Source organism: Pseudoxanthomonas daejeonensis (assembly GCF_022637495.1).
In the GTDB taxonomy this organism is placed as follows: domain Bacteria; phylum Pseudomonadota; class Gammaproteobacteria; order Xanthomonadales; family Xanthomonadaceae; genus Pseudoxanthomonas; species Pseudoxanthomonas daejeonensis.
The window spans coordinates 2,793,197-2,813,176 of sequence record NZ_CP093331.1 but is presented as its reverse complement, the minus strand read 5'-3'; the positions used below and the strand labels follow the sequence as shown (position 1 = coordinate 2,813,176).

16 protein-coding genes are annotated in these 19,980 nt (G+C 69.6%); 7 read left to right on the top strand and 9 right to left on the bottom strand.

The window, feature by feature from the left end; all coding sequences use genetic code 11:
* Positions 1-153 precede the first annotated feature (153 nt).
* Complete coding sequence (locus tag MNQ95_RS12635; RefSeq protein ID WP_241953086.1) at positions 154-1,755, bottom strand: phytoene desaturase family protein; 1,602 nt, start codon at positions 1,753-1,755, stop codon at positions 154-156.
* A gap of 148 nt (positions 1,756-1,903) precedes the next feature.
* Between MNQ95_RS12635 and MNQ95_RS12630 the strand changes: the two genes are divergently transcribed.
* The gene (locus MNQ95_RS12630) at positions 1,904-3,472 is read left to right on the top strand and encodes a CHASE2 domain-containing protein (protein WP_241953085.1); all 1,569 of its coding nucleotides are present in this window, start codon (positions 1,904-1,906) and stop codon (positions 3,470-3,472) included.
* On the opposite strand, the gene MNQ95_RS12625 is transcribed toward MNQ95_RS12630, so the two are convergent.
* Positions 3,437-4,822 carry an MBL fold metallo-hydrolase RNA specificity domain-containing protein gene (locus tag MNQ95_RS12625; RefSeq protein ID WP_241953084.1) on the bottom strand — a complete coding sequence of 462 codons (1,386 nt, stop codon included), beginning with the start codon at positions 4,820-4,822 and terminating at the stop codon, positions 3,437-3,439. The two genes, MNQ95_RS12630 and MNQ95_RS12625, sit on opposite strands and share 36 nt — an antisense overlap.
* Before the next feature lie 169 nt (positions 4,823-4,991).
* Here MNQ95_RS12625 and MNQ95_RS12620 point away from each other — a divergent pair, with 169 nt between their 5' ends.
* Positions 4,992-7,058 (top strand): M13 family metallopeptidase, encoded by a 2,067-nt coding sequence (locus MNQ95_RS12620; RefSeq protein ID WP_241954423.1) that lies wholly within the window; start codon positions 4,992-4,994, stop codon positions 7,056-7,058.
* A gap of 213 nt (positions 7,059-7,271) precedes the next feature.
* On the top strand, positions 7,272-9,275 hold the full coding sequence (locus tag MNQ95_RS12615) for a M13 family metallopeptidase (protein WP_241953083.1): 2,004 nt from the start codon (positions 7,272-7,274) through the stop codon (positions 9,273-9,275).
* 159 nt (positions 9,276-9,434) lie between these two features.
* Here MNQ95_RS12615 and MNQ95_RS12610 read toward each other — a convergent pair whose 3' ends face one another.
* Entirely contained in the window at positions 9,435-10,109 is a 675-nt protein-coding gene (locus tag MNQ95_RS12610) for a rhomboid family intramembrane serine protease (RefSeq protein ID WP_162408611.1), read from the bottom strand.
* Positions 10,110-10,229: 120 nt separating this feature from the next.
* On the bottom strand, positions 10,230-10,577 hold the full coding sequence (locus MNQ95_RS12605) for an MGMT family protein (RefSeq protein WP_241953082.1): 348 nt from the start codon (positions 10,575-10,577) through the stop codon (positions 10,230-10,232).
* A gap of 39 nt (positions 10,578-10,616) precedes the next feature.
* Between MNQ95_RS12605 and MNQ95_RS12600 the strand changes: the two genes are divergently transcribed.
* Positions 10,617-11,030, top strand: coding sequence for a hypothetical protein (locus MNQ95_RS12600; RefSeq protein WP_162408609.1), 414 nt, complete (start codon positions 10,617-10,619; stop codon positions 11,028-11,030).
* A 105-nt stretch (positions 11,031-11,135) separates the two neighbouring features.
* Here the strand turns inward: MNQ95_RS12600 and MNQ95_RS12595 are convergent, their stop codons facing one another.
* Both MNQ95_RS12595 and MNQ95_RS12590 read right to left on the bottom strand, forming a co-directional pair.
* Positions 11,136-12,257, bottom strand: a complete 1,122-nt coding sequence (locus tag MNQ95_RS12595) for an inorganic phosphate transporter (protein ID WP_241953081.1) — start codon at positions 12,255-12,257, stop codon at positions 11,136-11,138.
* Positions 12,258-12,269: 12 nt separating this feature from the next.
* Positions 12,270-12,896, bottom strand: a complete 627-nt coding sequence (locus MNQ95_RS12590; RefSeq protein ID WP_162408607.1) for a DUF47 domain-containing protein — start codon at positions 12,894-12,896, stop codon at positions 12,270-12,272.
* A gap of 244 nt (positions 12,897-13,140) precedes the next feature.
* Here MNQ95_RS12590 and MNQ95_RS12585 point away from each other — a divergent pair, with 244 nt between their 5' ends.
* Together MNQ95_RS12585 and MNQ95_RS12580 are read left to right on the top strand one after the other, a co-directional pair.
* Positions 13,141-14,460 carry a hemolysin family protein gene (locus MNQ95_RS12585; RefSeq protein WP_241953080.1) on the top strand — a complete coding sequence of 440 codons (1,320 nt, stop codon included), beginning with the start codon at positions 13,141-13,143 and terminating at the stop codon, positions 14,458-14,460.
* Positions 14,444-15,109 (top strand): exopolysaccharide biosynthesis protein, encoded by a 666-nt coding sequence (locus MNQ95_RS12580; protein WP_162408605.1) that lies wholly within the window; start codon positions 14,444-14,446, stop codon positions 15,107-15,109. Before MNQ95_RS12585 ends, MNQ95_RS12580 begins: the two co-directional genes overlap by 17 nt.
* A gap of 7 nt (positions 15,110-15,116) precedes the next feature.
* Here the strand turns inward: MNQ95_RS12580 and MNQ95_RS12575 are convergent, their stop codons facing one another.
* The 3 genes from MNQ95_RS12575 to MNQ95_RS12565 form a co-directional block, all read right to left on the bottom strand.
* A complete protein-coding gene (locus MNQ95_RS12575) occupies positions 15,117-17,246 on the bottom strand; it encodes a putative bifunctional diguanylate cyclase/phosphodiesterase (protein WP_241953079.1) in 2,130 nt (709 codons plus the stop codon).
* Positions 17,243-18,112 (bottom strand): phosphate/phosphite/phosphonate ABC transporter substrate-binding protein, encoded by an 870-nt coding sequence (locus tag MNQ95_RS12570; protein WP_162408603.1) that lies wholly within the window; start codon positions 18,110-18,112, stop codon positions 17,243-17,245. Before MNQ95_RS12570 ends, MNQ95_RS12575 begins: the two co-directional genes overlap by 4 nt.
* A 98-nt stretch (positions 18,113-18,210) precedes the next feature.
* On the bottom strand, positions 18,211-19,011 hold the full coding sequence (locus MNQ95_RS12565) for an RNA methyltransferase (RefSeq protein ID WP_241953078.1): 801 nt from the start codon (positions 19,009-19,011) through the stop codon (positions 18,211-18,213).
* Between the two features lie 92 nt (positions 19,012-19,103).
* Between MNQ95_RS12565 and MNQ95_RS12560 the strand changes: the two genes are divergently transcribed.
* The gene (locus MNQ95_RS12560) at positions 19,104-19,928 is read left to right on the top strand and encodes an inositol monophosphatase family protein (protein ID WP_162408601.1); all 825 of its coding nucleotides are present in this window, start codon (positions 19,104-19,106) and stop codon (positions 19,926-19,928) included.
* Positions 19,929-19,980 lie beyond the last annotated feature (52 nt).

The following is a 19,980-nucleotide window of genomic DNA, read 5'->3' as shown; positions in this document are numbered from 1 at the left end:
GCGTGATGCCCCCTGACGGGAAGTAAAGGAGGAGGAACCGGCCTGCGGCCGGTTCCGGGGGACATGAGCGGCAGGGGGCATCGCGTTGCACCCGCCCAGCCACCTCACCGCACTCCGCTCAAACGATCCGACACCCTCGAACAACGCGAAACCTCAGCGCAGATCCCCGATCACCACCTGCGCCGCGTTGTGCCCCGGCGCACCTGTGACACCCCCGCCGGGATGCGTTCCCGAGCCGCACAGGTAAAGCCCCGGGATCGCCCCGCGATATCCCGCCTGACCCAGCATCGGCCGCGCCGAAAACAGCTGGTTGAGGCTCAGCGCACCATGGAAGATGTCGCCGCCGACCAGGCCGAACACGCGCTCCAGATCCAGAGGACTGAGCGCCTGCCTTCCCAGCACCGAGGCCGCGAAGCCCGGCGCATAGCGATCGACCGTCGCGATCATCAGGTCGGCCACTTCCTCGCGGTGGTCGTCCCAGCTGCGCCCACCGGAGAGCTCCGGCGCCACGTGCTGGCAGAACAGGCTGGCCACGTGCATTCCCGGAGGTGCCAGTGAATCGTCCAGCGTCGAGGGAATCAGCATTTCCACGATCGGCTCGCGCGACCAGCCATGATCGTGCGCGTCGCGCCAGGCGCGGTCCATGTAATCCAGCGACGGTGCCATGATGATCCCGGCGGTGAGGTGATCGCCCTCGCCCGGCAATGCGCTGAAGTCCGGGAGCCGCGACAGCGCCACGTTCATCCGGAACGTGCCCGAGCCGCAGCGCCAGTTGCGCATGCGCTCTGCGGTGGCGGCCGGCACCACATCGGCCTTCAGCAGGCGCTGGTAGAGCAGCTTCGGATTGACGTTGGCCACCACTGCGCGCGCGCGCAGCGTCTCGCCTGCATCGGTCACCACGCCGACGGCACGCCCGCCCTCGACGACGACCTCGCTCACCGCGGCACCGGTACGGATCTGCACGCCCGCGGCCGTTGCGGCGCGCGCCATCGCCTGGGTGATCGCGCCCATGCCGCCGATCGCGTGACCCCAGGCGCCCTTGGTCCCGTTCACCTCGCCGAACACGTGGTGCAACAGAACGTAGGCCGAACCCGGTGCGTACGGGCTTGCGTAGTTGCCGACCACGCCGTCGAAGCCGAACAGCGCCTTGATCGGCGCGCTCTCGAACCAGCGATCCAGGTACTCGGCCGCCGAGATCGAGAACAGGTCCAGCAGTTCCTGGCGCAGGGTCTCGTCGAGTGCATGCAGGCGCCGGCCCAGGCGCGCGCCGCGCAGCAGCTCCGGCAGCGCCTTCCACCAGCCGCCATCGGTCACGTTCGGCGGCGGCTGCAGTGCCAGCGCGCGCAGCACGTCGGCGATGGCGTCCAGTCGCGCTTCGTACGCCGGCAGCGCCTCGGCATCGCGGCGCGAGAACTTCGCCACTTCCGCTGCGGTCCGGCCGGCGCCGGTGAGCAGGTACCCGCCCTCCGGCAACGGGAGGAAGTTGTTGCACCTGCGCTGGACGATGCGCAGGCCATGGCCATGCAGGTCCAGGTCGGCGATCACTTTCGGCTGCAGCAACGAAACGGTGTACGACGCCACCGAGTTGCGGAAGCCGGGGTGGAATTCCTCGGTGACCGCCGCGCCACCGACCACGCCGCGGCGTTCGAGCACGGTGACATCCAGCCCTGCACGGGCCAGGTAGGTGGCGCAGACCAGGCCGTTGTGGCCGCCGCCGACGAGCAGTACGTCACGGATTTTCGTGGGGTTTTTCATCTGCACAGGTATACCACTGCGCCTATACTGCCCGCGCAGGGGGCCGGTGACCGGGGATGGGCATGGCCGAAACGCGAGAACTCCAGGCATCCGATCCAGCGGCGGATGGCTTGCGCGTGCAAGCGGCATCCCCGGGATGCACCGCGCGATGAACGCCACCGGCACCCTTGCGGGCGAAACGGGAAGGCGCAGCGGCGCACGCGTGGCAGGGGTCGGCGCACTGGGTGCCGGCGTGCTGGCGGCAGTGCTCGGCGCCACCGGCCTGACCGCGGCGCTGGACGATGTGGTGCATCGCGGCCTGGCCTCGCTGCACCCGCCACTGCCCGCAACGTCGACCGTCGTCCTGGGCATCGACCGAGCCGACCCGTGGCCCTGGCCGAACGGTCGGCTGGCGGACCTGCTCGATCGGCTGCACGGGAACGGTGTGCGCGGCGTCGCCCTGGACCTGCCGATCCAGGCCGGCGATTCCAGCGGTTCCGAGGGGGATGCGCGCCTGGCGCGGACGCTGTTCGACCACCGCGTCGTCCTCGGCGTTGCCCTGGTGCCACAGGCGGACGGGCCACCGCGGGCGCTGCTGCCGCCGGTCGAGTTCGCCGACGCGGCCCGCCTGGGTCACGTGCTGCTGCAGCCTGACCGCGACGGCAGGCTCCGCCAGCACCCGTCCCAGGTGCTGGCTACCGATGGAATCCGCTGGACATCGCTGCCCCTGGCGCTGGTGCAGGCGGGAAGCCTGGACGGTCGCGGCGGCCGGAAGCCACCGGAGCGCTGGCGCATCGGCCCGGTCGACGCGCCCCCCACGACGCTGCGCGCGGCCGACGCCCTGGCGGGACAGATCGACGCGAAGCGCCTGCAGGGACGCTGGGTACTGGTCGGGCTGGTGGATCCAGCGCTGCAGTCGCCCGTGCCGGGACCGTACGGAAGCCCATCGCTGTATCCGATCGAGTACCAAGCCCAAGCCCTCGCCGCGCTGCTGCAAGGCGAGACGCCGCGTCCCCTGCCCTGGATCGCGCAGGCGCTGCTGTCGCTGCTGCTCGCCGGAGGGACCGTGCTGGTCGGCATGGCCGGCGGTGGGCGCGACTGGCGGATGCCGATCGCCCTGCTGGGCGGCGTGGCCGCGACCGTCGCGCTGTGCGGCTGGCTGCTGACTCGCCAATGGTGGTTCGCACCGGGCGGGACGCTCGCCGTGTTCACCTTCGCACTCCTGGCATGGACCACGACCGTGCTCCGCCAGCGGGCGCGGGAGCGCCAGCCGATACCGGGACTGGCCAAGCGCCGGCAACTGGACGCGGCGCTGCAGGCCGCGCGCAACGCCGCCAGGCCGCACGCACTGCTGCTGGTGGAAGCCGGCACGACTCCCGCTCGCGACGCCGGCGAAGCCGATGCCTGCCGGTTCGCCCAGTTGCTCGGCGCGCGTGCTCGCCGGCCCGGCGACGTCGCCGCCTACCTGGGGGAGGGCCGCTTCGCCCTGCTGCTGCCCGGAACACCGGCGACCGCGGCAGAAAGCATCCTGGAAGACCTGCGCCAGCAGGCCGCCAGCCGGCAGCCCCCCCTGTCGATCCAGGGGCGCGTGCACGCCTGCGACGCCAGCGCCTGCGACTGCCCCGGATGGATCGATCCCGGCGCCACGGTCGCGCAACCGGCGTCCTGGAGCGCCGCCCAGCAAGCGGCGCCAGGCGCACCCTCACACGGTGCGACGCATTCCGGGCCGCGCCAGTGACACCTGCGCGCCAAGGCGCGCGCCGATTTCGCCGGCCAGCGCCTCGCGCGCACGGTCCTCGCCATGGACCAGCACCAGCGGCGGCGCGCCACGGAAATGCCCGTACCACTCGATCAGGCCCTGCTGGTCGGCATGCGCCGACAGGCCACCGACGGTATGGATCTGCGCGTTGACCCGATGGTCCTGGCCGTGGATGCGCACCCACGGCGCGCGTTCGACCAGGCGCCGGCCCAGCGTGCCCTCGGCCTGGTAGCCGACGAACACGACATGGGTCTCGCGCCGGCCCAGCCGGTGCCGCAGGTGATGCAGGATGCGTCCGCCGTTGGCCATGCCTGACCCGGCGATCACGATCGCGCCGCTGCGGATCGAATTGATCGCCATCGATTCCTCGGTGCTGGCGGTGATGTGCAGGTTCGGCAGGCGGAACGGCGAAGGACGCTGCCGCCACACCGCCTGTGCCTGTTCGTCGAACAGCGCGTGGTGGTGGTCGTAGACCTGCACCACCCGTCCGGCCATCGGGCTGTCCAGGAAGATCCGCCAGCGCGCCAGGTTCCACGCGTCCCAGTGGCGCGCGAACCAGTACAGCAGTTCCTGGCTGCGGCCGACCGCGAAGGCCGGGATCAGCACGTTGCCACGCTCGCGCCAGGCGTGTTCGAACACCTCGCCCAGTTCGTCGACGGTGGCCTGGCGATCGCGATGGTTGCGGTCGCCATAGGTGGATTCCATCACCACCAGGGCGGCCTCCTCGATCACCGCGGGGTCGCGCAGGATCGGCGTGCCCCGCGGCCCCAGGTCACCCGAGAACACCAGCTTGCGGCTCGCGCCCTCCTCGGTGGCCCACAGCTCGACGATGCTCGAACCGAGGATATGCCCGGCGTCGCGCAGGGTCAGCTCGATGCCGGGCAGGATCGTCGCGCGGGCGTCGTAGTCCAGGGGCCGCAGCAACGGCAGCACGGAGGCGACGTCCTGGCGGGTGAACAGCGGTTGTTGCGGCGGCTGCCCGGGGTCGAGGTGGCGGTTGGCGCGCGCGGCGTCGGATTCGGCCAGCGAGGCGGCGTCCTCGAGCATCACCGGCAACAGCTCGGCGGTGGCCTGCTGCAGCCAGATAGGCCCCCGGAAGCCCCGCGCCACCAGCAACGGCACCCGGCCGATGTGGTCGATATGGGCGTGGCTCAGGACCAGGGCGTCCAGCGAAGCCGGCTCGAACGGGAATGGCGCGGCGTTCTGCGCCTCCAGCTCGCGTCTTCCCTGCAGCATCCCGCAATCCAGCAGCACCCTGCGACCGGCCGCGAGGACCAGGTGCATCGAGCCGGTCACCTCGCCGGCCGCGCCGTGGAATTCGACCTGCATGGCCCGCCTCCCGGAAAGTTCCGGTTCCATTGTGCCCGGCATGACCTCCGGCAGTCCTCCCATTCAGGGCGCAGGCGTAGAGTCGGCCCACTGCCCCGTCCGGGGCCATCCACCACGCCCGTCACCGGGTCGGAGAACGCGCAACGTGAATACCCGCAAGTCACAGACCCTGCTGCTGCCGCTGGCCATTGCCGTGGCGCTGGCTGCCTGCTCCAAGAAGGAAGACGCCGCGACCGTCCAGGCTCCGGCCGCCCCGGAATTCAAGCTGGACGAAAGCAACCTGCCGGCGGTCAACCGCTTCGCCCTGGCCGACCTGGATACGACCAAGGACGCCTGCGTCGACCTGGCCGGCTTCGCCAACGACAAGTGGCTGGCCGCCAATCCGATCCCCAGCGACCGCACCAGCTGGGGCGCGTTCGAGATGCTCGACGAGCGCTCCAACGCGGTGCAGCACCAGCTGGTCGAACAGGCCGCCGCCGATGCCGGCGCCACCGGCGTGAAGAAGATCGTCGGCGACCTGTGGGCCACCGGCATGGACGAAGCCAAGATCAACGCCCAGGGCATCGAGCCGCTGGCCGGCCACCTGGCCGCCATCGACGCGCTGGCCGACGGCGCTGCCGTGGCCGAGTACCTGCGCGCCAGCGCGGCCAAGGGCGAGAACTTCCTGTTCGGCTTCGGCGCCGAAGCGGACTTCAACAACCCCGACCTCAACATCGCCTACGCGATGCAGGGCGGCCTGGGCCTGCCCGACAGCAAGTACTACTTCGACGCCGACAAGAAGGACATCCGCGACGCCTACGTCGCCCACATCGCCAAGGTGCTCGAACTGTCCGGCGTCGCCACGGCGGACGCGCAGAAGCAGGCGGCCGACGTGATGGCGTTCGAGACGCGCCTGGCCAAGGTCTCCAAGTCCAACGAAGAGATGTCGCGCGACGTTTCGCTGTACTACAACCCGGTCACCCTGGCCGACGCCGACGCGCTGGCGCCGAACTTCCCGTGGACCAGGTTCTTCGAATCGCAGGGCGTGGCGGCACCGGAGAAGTTCTCGCTGGCCATCCCGGCGTTCCACCAGGAAGTGAGCAAGGCCCTGGGCGACACCGATGCATCGGTGTGGCGCTCCTACCTGCGCTTCCACACCGTCGACGGCGCCGCGCCCTACCTGAGCGACGCCTTCGCCCAGGAAAGCTTCAACTTCTATTCCAAGACCCTGCGCGGCCAGAAGGAAATGAAGCCGCGCTGGAAGCGCGTGCTGGGTGCGATCAACCAGCAGGCCGGCGAAGCGCTGGGCCAGATGTACGTGCAGGTCGCGTTCCCGGCCGACTCGAAGGCGAAGATGGAAGCGCTGGTGGCCAACCTGGGCACCGCGCTGAAGTCGCGCATCGAGAACCTGGAGTGGATGAGCGCCGATACCAAGGCCAAGGCGCTGACCAAGCAGGCCGCGTTCACCACCAAGATCGGCTACCCGGACAAGTGGCGCGAATGGAGCGGCCTGGACACCGCCCGCGACAGCTACATCGGCAACGTGCTGGCGGCGCAGGAATTCAACTACCGCTGGAACCTGTCCAAGATCGGCCAGCCGGTGGACAAGACCGAATGGGGCATGCCGCCGCAGCAGGTCAACGCGTACTACAACCCGCTGCAGAACGAGATCGTGTTCCCGGCCGCGATCCTGCAGCCGCCGTTCTTCGATCCGGCCGCATCCGACGAGGTCAATTACGGCGGCATCGGCGCGGTGATCGGCCATGAGATGACCCACGGCTACGACGACCAGGGCAGCCGCTTCGGGCCGACCGGCAAGTTCGAGAACTGGTGGACCGATGCCGACGCCAAGGGCTTCTCCGGCCGCACCGACAAGCTGATCGCCCAGTTCGACGGCTACACCACCGCCGACGGCCAGAAGCTCAACGGCCGCCACACCCTGGGCGAGAACATCGCCGACCTGGGCGGGCTGGCCACGGCCTACGACGCGATGAAGAAGGCCACCGACGGCCAGCCGGACCCGATGACCGACGGCCTGACCCGCGACCAGCGCTTCTTCCTGAACTGGGCTACGGTGTGGCGCCGCAACTTCACCCCGGAAGAGCTGAAGACCCGCATCGCCACCGACGAGCACGCCCTGGCGCAGTTCCGCGCGGTCGGCGCGCCCTCGAACCTGCCGGCCTTCGCTGCCGCGTTCAAGTGCGAGCCGGGCAAGCCGATGGTCCGCGAAGGCGACGCCAAGGTCGTCATCTGGTAAGCGTCCCGACGCGATGCAACACCCTCGAGGCCCGGCATGTCCGGGCCTCGTTCTTTCCGGCCCGGAGGCTCGTGCCCCGGCGGGATGCCCGCCAGCGGAGAACCGCTTGGCCAGTCACGTTTCGCGCATGTCGTCCCGTTCGCCGTGGAGGGAGCCGCCGGCCGCCTTGCTACACTCCGGCCTACCCAATCCCCCGAGGCCGCCGTCCCGATGATGCCCACGCCCCGTCCGCTCGTCCTCGCCCTTGGCCTCGGTCTGGTCGCCTTGGTTTCCACCGCCGATGCCGACGCCCAGCGCAAGAAGTCCAAGGCCCCCGCGGTCAGCCAGCAGTGCACCGACTTCTATTCCCAGGCCAACGCCGGCTGGCTCAAGGCCAACCCGTTGCCCGCCGATGCCGGCGCCGTCAGCGCACTGGGCCAGCTCTCCGACCTGGCCCTGCAGCAGCAGCGCCAGCTGCTCGACGCGGCGATGAAATCGCCGCAGGGCGAAGTGCAGAGCCGCCTCGGCGATTTCTGGGCCAGCGGCCTGGACGAAGCCGCGGTCGAGGCCGATGGCTCGCGCCCGATCGCTCCGCTGCTGTCGCGCATCGACGCGATCAAGAAGGCCAAGGACGTACCGGCATCGATCGCCGCCCTGCACCAGGTCGGCATCCCGGTGGTCTTCAACTTCGCCCCGGACGTGGACCTCAAGGCGCTTGACCGCCACATCGGCTACTTCATGCAGGGCGGCATGGGCCTGCCGGACCCGGCCTTCTACACCCGCAATGACGCCGACACCCAGGCCGTGCTCGGCCGCTACCGGGACTACGTCAAGCAGATCCTGGCCCTGACCGGCACGTCGAAGGAGCGCCTGGACGCCGACGCCAAGGCGGTGATCGACATCGAGACCGCGATCGCGCGCAAGTCCAAGTCGTTGGCCGACCTCAGCAACCCCTTCGGCAACTACGCGCCGGTATCCGTCGCCGAAGCGACCAAGCGCTACCGCAACCTGCAGCTGGGCCAGTTCCTGGAAGCGCAGGGCGTGAAGGACGACCTGGTCTCGCTGGCCAACCCGCAGCTGTTCGCCGAGCTCGACGCGATGGTCGGCCGGGTCAAGCCGGAGCAGTGGAAGGCCTACCTGCGCTGGCGCGTGGGCGACGCAATGGCGCCGTACCTGTCCAGGAGCTTCCGCGATGCCAGCTTCGGCTTCCGCGGCCAGGTGCTGGCCGGCCACGCCGCGCCGGCACCGCGCTGGCAGCAGGTGCTGGACGCGATCAACACCGCCGCCGGCCCGATGGTCGGTCATGAGTACGCCAACCGCTACCTCACCTCCGAAGAGCGCCGCCGCGCGGCGGTGATCGCCGACGAGGTGCGCGAAGCCCTGCTGGCCGCCGTCGAGCGCAACACCTGGCTCAGTGAAGCGGCCAAGGCCGAGGCGCGCGACAAGGTCAAGGCGATCACGCTCGAGGTCGGCACGCCGCGTCGCAACCTGGACTACACGGTGCAGCCGATGGGCCGCGGCAGCTTCGGCGGCAACATGCTGATCGCCTCGACCTGGCGCCACCGCGAGGAGATGAAGCGGATCGGCAAGGGCAACGCCGACCGCCGCTGGGACGTGCTGCCGCAGCAGCCGGCGCTGGTCTACGACATCGCCCAGAACCGCCTGATCGTCACCGCCGCGGTGCTGCAGCCGCCGGTGTTCGACGTCGACAACACCGCCGTGGCCTACGGCGGCTACGGTGCGCTGGTCGGCACGCAGCTCAGCCGCGCGATCGATGCCAAGGGCGCGCAGGTCAATGCCAAGGGCGAGCTCGGCAACTGGTGGACGCCGGCCGATACCAACGCGTGGACCACGCTGGGGGACCGCGTCGCCGCGCAGTATTCGGCGCACGCCTATCCCGGGGTGAAGGGCGGCAAGGTCAACGGTGCGCTGGTGCGCGACGTGGCCCTGTCCGACCAGGCCGGCCTGGAGCTGGCCGGGGATGCCTACGCCAAGGCCCAGCCCGGCGCCAAGCCCGCCGACCAGCAGGCCTTTTTCGGCGCCTGGTCCAGGCTGTGGGGCCAGCAGGTTTCGGAGAACGTCGCCGCCGAACGCCTTGCGGCGGAGATCCACGCGCCGGGCGAGCTGCGCAGCAACGTACCGCTGTCCAACCTGCCGGCGTTCGGCGCCGCCTATAGCTGCAAGGCCGGCCAGCCGATGCAGCGCACCGAGGCCGAACAGGTCCGGATCTGGCGCTGAGTCAACGCAGGCTTCCGGCAACGGAACGGAAAAAGGCGCGGATTCCCGCGCCTTTTTCTTTGCCCGACCGCTTCGCGGCAGCCGGTCCGGCCCGATTGCACCGCTCGGCGAAGCAAGGGCGCGACGCGGCGCGCAGCTGCACCCGCCGAGGATGCCGCCCTACTTCACCCGGCGCAGATGCGACGGCCCTCCCGGCGGGCGCCGCCGGCGGAACGGCGGCTGGCCACGCCAGTAGCGGATCACCAGCCAGCCGAACAGCATGCCGCCCAGGTGGGCGAAATGGGCCACTCCCGGCTGCCAGCCGGTGAAGCCCAGTACCAGCGAAAGCGCGCCGAACACGACCACGAAGGTGCGCGCCTTCATCGGGATCGGCGGGAACAGCAGCATCACCTGCTGGTTGGGGAACAGCATGCCGTAGGCCAGCAGCAGGCCGAACACGCCACCGGACGCGCCCAGCGTCGGATACGCACCACCGCCCTGGCTGACCGACCACCAGCCCACCGCCAGCTGGCACAGGCCGGCGCCGGCCACGCAGATCAGGTAGTAGGCAAGGAAGCGACGCGGCCCCCAGGTCGCCTCCAGCGGCGCGCCGAACATGTACAGCGCGAGCATGTTGAACAGCAGGTGGCCGAAACCGCCGTGCAGGAACCCGTAGGTCAGCAGCTGCCAGGGCTGGAAATTCTGGCCCGGCGAGAACGGATCGAAGCCCATTTCGCTCGGTGGCCAGAGCATGAAGGCGGCGAAGGTGCTGTCGCCCAGCACCTGCTGCAGCAGGAACAGCGCGCCATTGGCGATCAGCAGGGCCTGGGTGACGGGAGGCAGTCGCGAGAGCATGCGTCGCGGCTCGATGGGAGTGGCCGGCCATCATAGCCGCCCCCGCTCATCCTGCAGCCGCAGGGAGCCCTGCAGCGCGACGCGGAAATCGATCGATCCATTCCGCGGCCCGCACCAGGTCTATTGCTCCGGACCCCAGACCGCCTCGTCCAGGTCGCGCGGGCCTTTCGCCCGTTGTACCCGGCCAGCCTCCACGCGCACGCCCTCGGCGCGCAGCCGCCGGCACTGCTCGCGGTAGCCGCTGGAGCCCTCGGGGAACGCGATGCGCCCGTCCGCGCGCAGCACGCGGTGCCAGGGCAGCGCGGGATCCTCGTTGCCGGCCAGCACCCGCGCAGCCAGCCGGGCGCGTCCCGGCAGGCCGGCACGCCGCGCCACCTCGCCGTAACCGGCGACGCTTCCTGCAGGAATCGCACGCACCGCCGCGAGGATGCGACGTGTGGATTCCTCGCTGGAAGACGCGGCAGCCATCAGCCGCTAGCATACCCGTGGGGGATCACAAGGACGGACATGCGCAATTTCGAACAGATCCGCAGCCACCTGCTGACCGCCGGCTTCCGGCTGACCATGCAGGATCCATACGTCGCCTGCGTCGAGCTCTCGCTGGAGGGTGGCAGCCGGCACCAGTCGATCTTCCTGTCCGAACTGGACGGGGACGACGAGCAGCGCCCCCTGCTGAGGGTCAGCACGGTGATCGCGCCGACCACCGGGATCGATGCCCGGCGCGCGCTGGTATTCAACTGGCAGAGCAGCGTCGGCTACTTGGCCATCGGCGAACTCGATGGCGTGCCCTACCTGCAGCTGTGCGAGAACCGCCCGTACGACGGCCTCACCCCGGCGGAGGTCGAGCGCCTGGTCTTCGAGATCGGTGGCCTTGGCGACCGCATGGAACGCGCACTGTCGGCCGAAGGCGACCTGCTCTAGCCGGCCCGCAAGCGATGGCCCTGTGGAGCGGGCCCCGCCCCGCTGCTCCCACGGGTAACGCGAACTCAGCGTAGAGCGGGCCTCGCCCGCTCTACGCCGCGGCCATCAGGTCAAGCCGGCCGCTTCGATGGCCCTGAAGATCAGGTAGGCCATGCCGGCCGCGGCCGGGATGGTCAGGATCCAGGCCCAGATGATCCGCTCGACGACGCCCAGCTTGAGCGCGCGCGGATTCTTGGCGAAGCCCACGCCCATGATCGCGGTGGAGATGCTGTGCGTGGTCGACACCGGCATACCGAAGTGCGCGGCCACGGTCAGCACCGTGGCCGAGCTGGTCTCGGCGGCGAAGCCATGGATCGGATGCAGCTTGACCATCTTGTGGCCGAGCGTCTTGATGATCCGCCAGCCGCCGGACGCTGTGCCCAGCGCCATGACGATGGCGCAGGTGATCACGATCCACAGCGCGATTTCCTTGTCGCCGCCGGCACTTGGATGCAGGAACGCGAGCCACCCCGGCAGGTTGTCGAGGGTGCCGGCCGCCTCTGCGCCCATCAACGTCAGGGCGATGATGCCCATGGTCTTCTGCGCATCGTTGTGGCCGTGGGCGAAGCCCATGTAGCCGGCCGACAGGATCTGCGCCTTGCCGAAGAACGCATTGACCCAGCGCGGCCGGGCCAGCCGCCCCAGCACGCCGCCGGCGCGGGCCATGCCGGCGATGATCGCCCACAGCAGCACCATCATCGTCACGCCGAGGAGGAAGCCGGCCACCGGCGAGGTGATCATCGGCAGGAACACCTTCCACAGCAGGCCTTTGTTCTTGGCCCAGTTGCCGACCGGCTCGGACCAGATCAACGCGCTCCAGTCGTTGTGCGCGGCCGCCAGCGCGGCGCCGCACAAGCCGCCGATCAAAGCGTGCGACGAGGAGGACGGCAGGCCGAACCACCAGGTGATCAGGTTCCAGGTGATGCCGCCCAGCAGCGCGCACAGGATCACCTGCGAGGAGGCTTCGACGACTTCGGTGTTGATGATGCCGGTGGCGATGGTCGCCGCCACCGCGGTCCCCGTCAGCGCGCCGACCAGGTTCATCACCGCCGCAAGCGACACCGCCGCGCCCGGGGAAAGCACCTTGGTCGCCACCACGGTGGCGATGGAATTGGCGGTGTCGTGGAAACCGTTGATGAACTCGAAGACGAGCGCGGCAAAGATCACCACCAGCACGAGGGTCAGCATCGTGGCGGTCCGTCAGCTGTTCTTGAGCACGATCTGGTAGGCGACCACCCCGGCCTCGCGGCACCGGTCGATCGCCTTCTCCAGGATCTCGAAGAACTCCTTGAGCAGGAACATCTGCAGGTGGTCCAGGCGGCCGGAATAGATGTCGCGGTACAGCTCGAGCATCAGGCGGTCCGCTTCGTTCTCGATCGCGCGCAGCTTCTCGTTGAGCGCGGTCATCCGGTCCAGGTTCATGTGGCGCAGCTCGCGGACCATGTCCACGACTACGCCGGCGGCCTGTTCGAGCATGGCGGCGCGCGGGGCGAAGTCGATATGCGCCAGGTGCTGGGTCGCCAGCGAGTAGCGGTCGGCGAACTTCTCGACCTGCTTGGGGATCTTGTACAGCGCCGAACCCAGCGCCTCGATGTCCTCGCGCTCCAGCGGGGTGATGAAACTGTCCACCAGCGCCTTGCCGATCTTCTCCGATGCGGTGCGTTCGCGCTGGCGGGCCAGCTTGAACGCATCCAGCGCCGGCTGCCGGTCGGCGGCCTTCATCATCTGGTAGAGGGCCTTGGTGCTGTCGTGCGCAGCCTCGGCCGCTTCGTCCAGGAGCAGGAAGAATTGCTTGCCGGAGCCGAAGATCGTCTGCAGGGAGAACATGATTGGAGGTCCGCCGCCTCGGGAGGGGCGGCCAAATGCCGCGGAATTATGACAGCCTGCACAGCCGGCCGGGAACCCGGCTCTTGCGGCCATGACGCGGCCTGCACGGGGAGGCTCTGCTAAGATGCGCCCGTGCCTACGGCACATCCTATGGACGACGACCCTCCCTCCCCGCTCCGCAGCCGCTTGCGCCCCGCGCCCACCGGCCTCCTGTTTCCATCGCCATGCCGCGGGGTGCCGCCCCATGGCTGAACTCCTGGTCGTGCTTGCCCTGGTCCTGCTCAACGGCTTCTTCGCGATGTCGGAGATGTCGGTGATGACCTCGCGCAAGAGCCGGCTCAAGCAGCTGGCCCAGTCCAGCAAGCGCGCCGCCAAGGCGCTGGCGCTGTCCGAGAAACCCGAGAGCTTCCTGTCCACGGTACAGATCGGGATCACCCTGATCGGCGTGCTTACCGGCCTGTTCGGCGGCGAGGCCATCGGCCTGGCCATCGCCGGCTGGATCGAGCGCGTCCTTCCGGCTCTGGACCCGTATGCCGAGACCATCGGCAAGTTCATCGCGGTCGGCCTGATCACCTTCCTCACCCTCATCTTCGGCGAGCTGGTGCCCAAGCGCGTGGCGATCACCGCGCCCGAGCAGATCGCCAGCTTCGTCGCCATGCCCATGGGATGGCTGGCGAGGATCGCATTCCCGTTCGTGTGGCTGCTTTCGCACACCACGCGACTGGTCCTGCGCCTGATCGGCCTGGGCAAGGACCAGGCCAGCACGATCAGCGAAGAGGAGATCCGCATGCTGGTGGCCGAGAGCCACGAGCAGGGGGTGATCGACGCGCACGAACGCGACATGGTCAACCGGGTCATCCGCCTGGGCGACCGCACCGCCGCCAGCCTGATGACGCCGCGGAACCGCATCGCCTGGCTCGATACCCGGGTCCCGGCGGAGGAGAACCTGGAAACCATGCGCGAGCACCAGTTCTCGCGCTATCCGGTCTATCGCGACAACGACCAGGACGTGGCCGGCATCCTCGAGGTCAAGTCGCTGCTCCTCCACGCGCCGGGCGCGCTGCCGGACGACGGCCTGTTCCGCAACCTGCGCGCACCGTTGTTCGTCTCCGAATCCACCCATGCGATGAAGCTGCTGGAGATCTTCCGCGAGGAACAGCAGTCGGTGGCGCTGGTGGTGGACGAGTACGGCGAGATCCAGGGCCTGGTCACGATCAGCGACCTGATGGGCGCGATCGTCGGCCGGCTGCAGGCCACCGAGAACACCGACGAGGACGCGCTGGTGGTGACGCGCGACGACGGCTCGCTGCTGGTCGGCGGCACCCTGCCGACCGAGGACCTGCGTGAACTGATGGACGGCGCGGCGCTGCCGGACGCCGAAGAAGGCGACTACCACACCCTGGCAGGCATGTGCATCGCGCACTTCGGCCGGATTCCGCATGTCGGCGAGCACTTCGACTGGGCCGGCTGGCGGATCGAGGTGGTCGACCTGGACGGCGCGCGCGTGGACAAGCTGCTGCTGCGCCGCCTGCCGCAACACCACGGCGATGAACTCGCCGACTGACCCGGCGGGAGGGCCACCCTCCGGCTCGACGCCGTCCGGGCCATCGGGCAATGGCATCGCCCGGCTGCTGCAATCGTTCACCCATGGCGACCCCGACCAGGTCCTGACCCTCGACGGGCTGCTGCAGGGACTGGGCCGCACCGCCTTCGGCATGTTCCTGTTCGTGTCGATCCTGCCGGGATTCATCCCGATTCCCGGCGCGGGCGGCGTGGTCAGCGGCCCGCTGGTGATGCTGATCGGCCTGCAGTTGCTGGTCGGCCTGCGCCGGCCGTGGGTCCCCGGCTTCATCGGCCGTCGCGGCCCGCGACGCCGCACGATGGCGCGATTCTGCAACCGGATCACGCCCTGGATGGCCCGGCTCGAACATCTGGTCCGGCCGCGCCTGCAGGTACTCACCGGCAACCGCGCGGCGAACGCCTTCACCGGCCTGTTGCTGGTGGCGCTGGGCCTGCTGCTGGCGCTGCCGGTGCCGATGACCAACTACCTGTTCGCCGGCACGCTGCTGTTGTTCGCACTGGCGTTGATGGAACGCGACGGCGCGCTGTTGCTCGCGCTGTGGCTGGTGTCCACCGCCTCGCTGCTGTCGATGGGCCTGTTGTCGGAACGGCTGGTCGTCGTACTCGGCCGCTGGCTGGAACAGCTGTTCTAGCGCCCGCTCAGCGGCCGCGGCGCGCCAGCAGGTGGGCGAATTCGGTCGCGCTGATCGGATGGCTCAGCCAGTACCCCTGGACCAGGTCGCAGCCGCGTTCGCACAGCAGGTTGTACTGCGCTTCCTTCTCCACGCCCTCGGCCACGACCGTGATCCCGAGCGAATGGGCCATGGCGATGATCGCCGTGGTCAGGGCGAGGTCGTCCGGGTCGCGCTGCAGGTCGGCCACGAAACTGCGGTCGATCTTGACCCCGTCCACCGGCACGCGGCGCAGGTGGCTCAGCCCCGAGAAGCCGGTACCGAAGTCGTCCAGCCAGACCTTGACCCCTGTGCTGTGCAGGCGCGCGAGCATCGCCGCGGCCTGCAGCTCGTCGCTGATCACCGCGGTCTCGGTCAGCTCGAGGTGCAGCGAGGACGCCGGCAACCCGGTCTCGCGCAGGCACTCGGCGACGATGTCCGGCAGGTCGCCCTTGCGCAACTGCCGTGGCGACACGTTCACCGACACGAACAGGCGGTCGTTGCCGTCGCCCATGCCGGCCCAGCGCATCGCCTCGGTGCACGCGGTGCGCAGCACGCGCGGACCGATGCCCTCGATCAGGCCGCTCTGCTCGGCGACATCGATGAACACCGACGGCGCGATCATGCCCAGCATCGGGTGCTGCCAGCGCAGCAAGGCCTCGGCGCCGACCACGCGGCCGTCGCTGGTCCGGCAGACCGGCTGGTAGACCACGCTCAGCTCGCCGCGCTCCCACGCACCGCGCAGTTCCTGCTCCATGTGCACGCGGCGTTCGACCGCGTGGTCCATGGCACGGCTGTAGAAACGATGGCCGTTCTTGCCCGCGACCTTGGCCTGGTACATGGCGATGTCGCCGTTCTTCATCAGCGCGCTGGCGCTGGAGGCGTCCTCGGGGAACAGGGTGATGCCGATCGACGTGCCGAGGAACACCTGCCGGTCCTGGATGTCCAGCGGCCGGCGCAATTCGGCCACCAGCACTTCGGCCAGGCGCGTGGCGGCGGCGCGCACGTCGCCTTCCTGGATCAGGATCACGAACTCGTCGCCGCCGAAGCGCGCCAGCAGCGCGTCGTCTCCGCCGTACTTGTCCACGGCTTCGCGGATGCGGTTGGCGAACTGCAGCAGCGCCTCGTCGCCGGCTTCATGGCCCAGGGTGTCGTTGACCCGCTTGAAGTCGTCGATGTCGGCGAACAGCAGGGCCAGCTGGCGGCCGGCGCCGCGCAGCAGCATCAAACGGTGGTCCAGGCTCTCGCGGAAGGCCAGGCGGTTGGTCAGGCCGGTCAGCGCGTCGGTGTAGGCCATGCGCCGCACTTCGCGGTCATGCCGGGCTACGGCCTCGCTCATCCGGCCGAAGGTGCGGACCAGGTCGCCCATCTCATCGGTGCGTGCGCTGTGCAGGCGCTCGACCGTGTAATCGCCCGATTCGATCCGACGCGCGGACGCCGCCAGCCAGCGGATCGGCTTGACCAGGGTGCGCTGCACGTACCAGGCGGCGAGGATCGAAACCAGCGCCAGCAGGCCGAGCGGCAACGCAAGCCAGCCCAGGTGGCGCTTGGCGAGGTCGTCCATCAGCGCGCCCAGCTCGGACAGGTTCTTCTGCTCGTAGCGTCCGGCCACCTGCAGGTCCAGGCCCACGCGGACACCGCCCACGCGCTCGCTGCCGACCATGACGGGCGTCGACGCGTCCACCACCGTCGGCGAGACCTGCACGTGCAGGCCGTCGGCGGCGATGGCCTGGGCGGCGAGCGGATCGTCCATCCGTTTGCCGAAATCGGCGATCTCCACCGAGCCGTCGTGCACCAGCCGGCCCTCAAGGTCGTACACGCGGATGTAGTCGACGAGGCTGTCGCGCGAGTTGTCGCGCACCACGGTGCCGATGGCATCCAGGTCGCGGTAGTACATGGGGTTGGCGAGACGCTCGGCGACCCGGCGTGCCAGCGACGCGGCATGGTCGCGCAGGTAGGTGTCGACCAGCCGGTGGACCGCTTCGCGACTGATCGATTCGGTCTCCTGGCGCATCTGCTGCTGGCGCTGCATCAGCAGCACCAATACCAGCACCACCACACCCAGCATGAGCGTGATCGCCACCAGGAAACGCGCCTGCAGGCCGAACCTGGGCTTCATTCGACCTCCGCGCGTACGCGCTGCACGCCCTTCTTCAGCACTTCCAGCGCCCGCTCCGAGTCCCGGTCCAGGGCCAGGAAGCGCGAGGTGTTGAAGAACAGCTTGAGTGCATCGCGTGCGGCCGGGTCGTCCGCGGCCTGCAACAGAACCTCGCGCAGCCTCGCCTCGACCCGCGGCTCCATGCCCGCGCGCACCAGCTCCAGCGCGCGCGGATAGGAATGGCTCTGGTGGATGACGCGGAAATCGGAGCGGAATGCGTCCGGCACGCGCTGGGGATCGTCCCAGTCCACGCTGCTCAGCGCACCGGCGTCGACCATGCCCTTGTGCACCCAGGAGGCGATATTGAGTTCCGATCGCGCAAAGACATACCCGACCCGGTCCTCCGATGGCACGTCCGAAGGCGCCAGCAGGATTTCCGGCGAGAGATGCGCGTCCAGCAGTTCGGTCATCGGCACCATGTAGGCGCTGGTCGAGGCGGTGCTCTGCAAGGCCAGGGTATGGCCGCGCAGGTCGCGCAGGCTGCTGATCGGGCGGTCCTTCCGCACGAAGAACACCGTGCGGTAGCTGCTGACGCCGTTGCGCTCGGTCAGCAGCAGCGGCCGCGCCGCCACGCGCTGCTGCAACTGCACGGCGGTACTGGCCGTTTCGGTGACCCAGTCGACCCGGTTGCGGCGCAGGTAGCTGGCCATCTGCTGGGCGTCGCGCGCCATCAGCACGCGCCCTTCGGTGATGCCCACGTCGCGCATCCGCGGCACGACATAGTCCAGCAGCGGCTTGAGCTGGGCGTAGTGGGCATTGGGGTCGTCGCTGATGCGGCCGAGCACCAGGACATGGGCGTCCTCGGAAGCGTGGGCCGGAAAGCCCATGGCCACGACGGCAGCACAGCATGCCGCCTGGATCCACTTCCGAGCTCTGGACAACGCACGCCCCCTGATTCCGATGCCAAAGCCTAGCGAAAACCTGCTCAGGGCGACAGACGTCCGGCCTCGCCCTCGCCGGCCAGCCGTGCCATCCGCTGCGCATCGGCCAGGACCCCGCGCAACAGGCGGACCTCGTTCACGGTCAGGTCGGTGCGCAGGAACAGGCGGCGCAGCTTGCGCATCGCCGAATCCGGGCTCCGGCCCTTGTGGAAATCGATCGCGTCCAGCGTCTCGGCCAGCTGCGAGAAAAAGCCCTCGACCTGTTCATGCGTGGCCCCCAGGTCGTCGGACCGGGGGATGGCGGCGTCCGCGGGAGCGGCCGCCAGCAGCGCCAGGCGCAGCTCGTAGGCCAGCACCTGCACGGCCGCGGCCAGGTTGAGCGAGCTGAACGCCGGGTCCGAAGGGATGTGGACCGAGGCGTGGCACAGCTGCAGTTCCTCGTTCGTCAGCCCGGTGCGCTCGCGCCCGAACACCAGCGCCACCGTATCGGCAGCGGCGAACTGGAGCAGGCGACCGGCGGCCGCATCGGGCTCCAGCTGCTCGAGCTGCACCCGCCGGCTGCGCGCGGTGCAGCCCAGCACGAGCCGGCAATCGGCGACGGCCTCGGCCAGGGTCGCGTGGACCGGTGCGGACTGGAGCAGGTCCTCGGCGCCGGCCGAACGCCTCTGGGCGTCGTCGTCGAGCGGCTTCTCGGGGGCGACCAGGACCAGCCGGGACAGGCCCATGGTCTTCATCGCGCGTGCGGCCGCGCCGATGTTGCCGGGGTGCTGGGTGCCGACCAGCACGATGCGGATGTTCCCGGCGAGGTCGGGGGCGGCAGTCGATTGGGGTACAGGAGCAGACATGGTGCAGATGGTAAACTGCCCGACCGGCCATGCGGGCCGGACCGCTCTTTACCTTCGCCCGTTCCGTCCCTGCCCTCCCGGGAGCTTTCGCCATGCAATCCCCCGCCGTCAACGTCATGGTCAAGGCCGCCCGCCTCGGCGGAAACGTCCTGCTCCGCCACATCAACCGCCTCGATGCGCTGAACGTGGTCGAAAAGCAGCGCATGGACTACGCGAGCGAGGTCGATGCCGACGCCGAGAAGGTGATCGTCAAGGAACTGCGCCGGGCCTACCCGGACTATGGCGTGCTCGGCGAGGAAGGCGGCCACCAGCCGGGCCGGCAGGGCCGCTTCCAGTGGGTGATCGACCCGCTCGACGGCACCAGCAACTACCTGCGTGGCTTCCCCCACTACTGCGTCTCGATCGCCCTGGTCGACAACGGCGAGCCGATCGACGCAGTGATCTTCGACCCGCTGCGCAACGAGCTGTTCACCGCCAGCCGTGGCGCCGGCGCGGTGCTCAACGACAAGAAGATCCGCGTGGCCGACCGCAAGGACCTGGCCGGCGCCGTGGTCGGCACCGGCTTTCCGCCGCGCGAACGCCCGCGCGCCAGCGCCCAGCTCAAGTGCGTGGATTCGCTGCTGGTCCATGCCGAGGACGTGCGCCGCACCGGCTCGGCCGCGCTGGACCTGGCCTACGTGGCCTGCGGCCGCATGGACGCCTACTTCGAGGCCGGGGTGAAGGCCTGGGACATCGCCGCCGGCGTGCTGCTGGTGCGCGAGGCCGGTGGCCGCATCTGCGATTTCCGCGGCGCCGGTACCGCGCGCATGGACGAGCGAGGCCCGGAAGCCCGGCAGATCATCGCCGGCAACGTGAAGGTCGCCGGCGAACTGCAGAAGCTGGTGGTGAACACCGGGTACGCCGCAGCGTTCAACTGAGCAAGGCGCGGCGCCCCCGCGGCCCGCATCCAGGCCTCGCATCCCTGCCGCA

Excerpts from the sequence above, each read along its gene's own strand:
- MNQ95_RS12625 (WP_241953084.1), bottom strand. The coding sequence starts at position 4,822 with ATGCAGGTCGAATTCCACGGCGCGGCCGGCGAGGTGACCGGCTCGATG.
- MNQ95_RS12615 (WP_241953083.1), top strand. The coding sequence starts at position 7,272 with ATGCCCACGCCCCGTCCGCTCGTCCTCGCCCTTGGCCTCGGTCTGGTC.
- MNQ95_RS12580 (WP_162408605.1), top strand. The coding sequence starts at position 14,444 with ATGAACTCGCCGACTGACCCGGCGGGAGGGCCACCCTCCGGCTCGACG.
- MNQ95_RS12630 (WP_241953085.1), top strand. The coding sequence starts at position 1,904 with ATGAACGCCACCGGCACCCTTGCGGGCGAAACGGGAAGGCGCAGCGGC.
- MNQ95_RS12605 (WP_241953082.1), bottom strand. The coding sequence starts at position 10,577 with ATGGCTGCCGCGTCTTCCAGCGAGGAATCCACACGTCGCATCCTCGCG.
- MNQ95_RS12575 (WP_241953079.1), bottom strand. The coding sequence starts at position 17,246 with ATGAAGCCCAGGTTCGGCCTGCAGGCGCGTTTCCTGGTGGCGATCACG.
- MNQ95_RS12560 (WP_162408601.1), top strand. The coding sequence starts at position 19,104 with ATGCAATCCCCCGCCGTCAACGTCATGGTCAAGGCCGCCCGCCTCGGC.
- MNQ95_RS12610 (WP_162408611.1), bottom strand. The coding sequence starts at position 10,109 with ATGCTCTCGCGACTGCCTCCCGTCACCCAGGCCCTGCTGATCGCCAAT.
- MNQ95_RS12600 (WP_162408609.1), top strand. The coding sequence starts at position 10,617 with ATGCGCAATTTCGAACAGATCCGCAGCCACCTGCTGACCGCCGGCTTC.
- MNQ95_RS12590 (WP_162408607.1), bottom strand. The coding sequence starts at position 12,896 with ATGTTCTCCCTGCAGACGATCTTCGGCTCCGGCAAGCAATTCTTCCTG.
- MNQ95_RS12570 (WP_162408603.1), bottom strand. The coding sequence starts at position 18,112 with ATGGGCTTTCCGGCCCACGCTTCCGAGGACGCCCATGTCCTGGTGCTC.
- MNQ95_RS12565 (WP_241953078.1), bottom strand. The coding sequence starts at position 19,011 with ATGTCTGCTCCTGTACCCCAATCGACTGCCGCCCCCGACCTCGCCGGG.
- MNQ95_RS12635 (WP_241953086.1), bottom strand. The coding sequence starts at position 1,755 with ATGAAAAACCCCACGAAAATCCGTGACGTACTGCTCGTCGGCGGCGGC.
- MNQ95_RS12585 (WP_241953080.1), top strand. The coding sequence starts at position 13,141 with ATGGCTGAACTCCTGGTCGTGCTTGCCCTGGTCCTGCTCAACGGCTTC.
- MNQ95_RS12595 (WP_241953081.1), bottom strand. The coding sequence starts at position 12,257 with ATGCTGACCCTCGTGCTGGTGGTGATCTTTGCCGCGCTCGTCTTCGAG.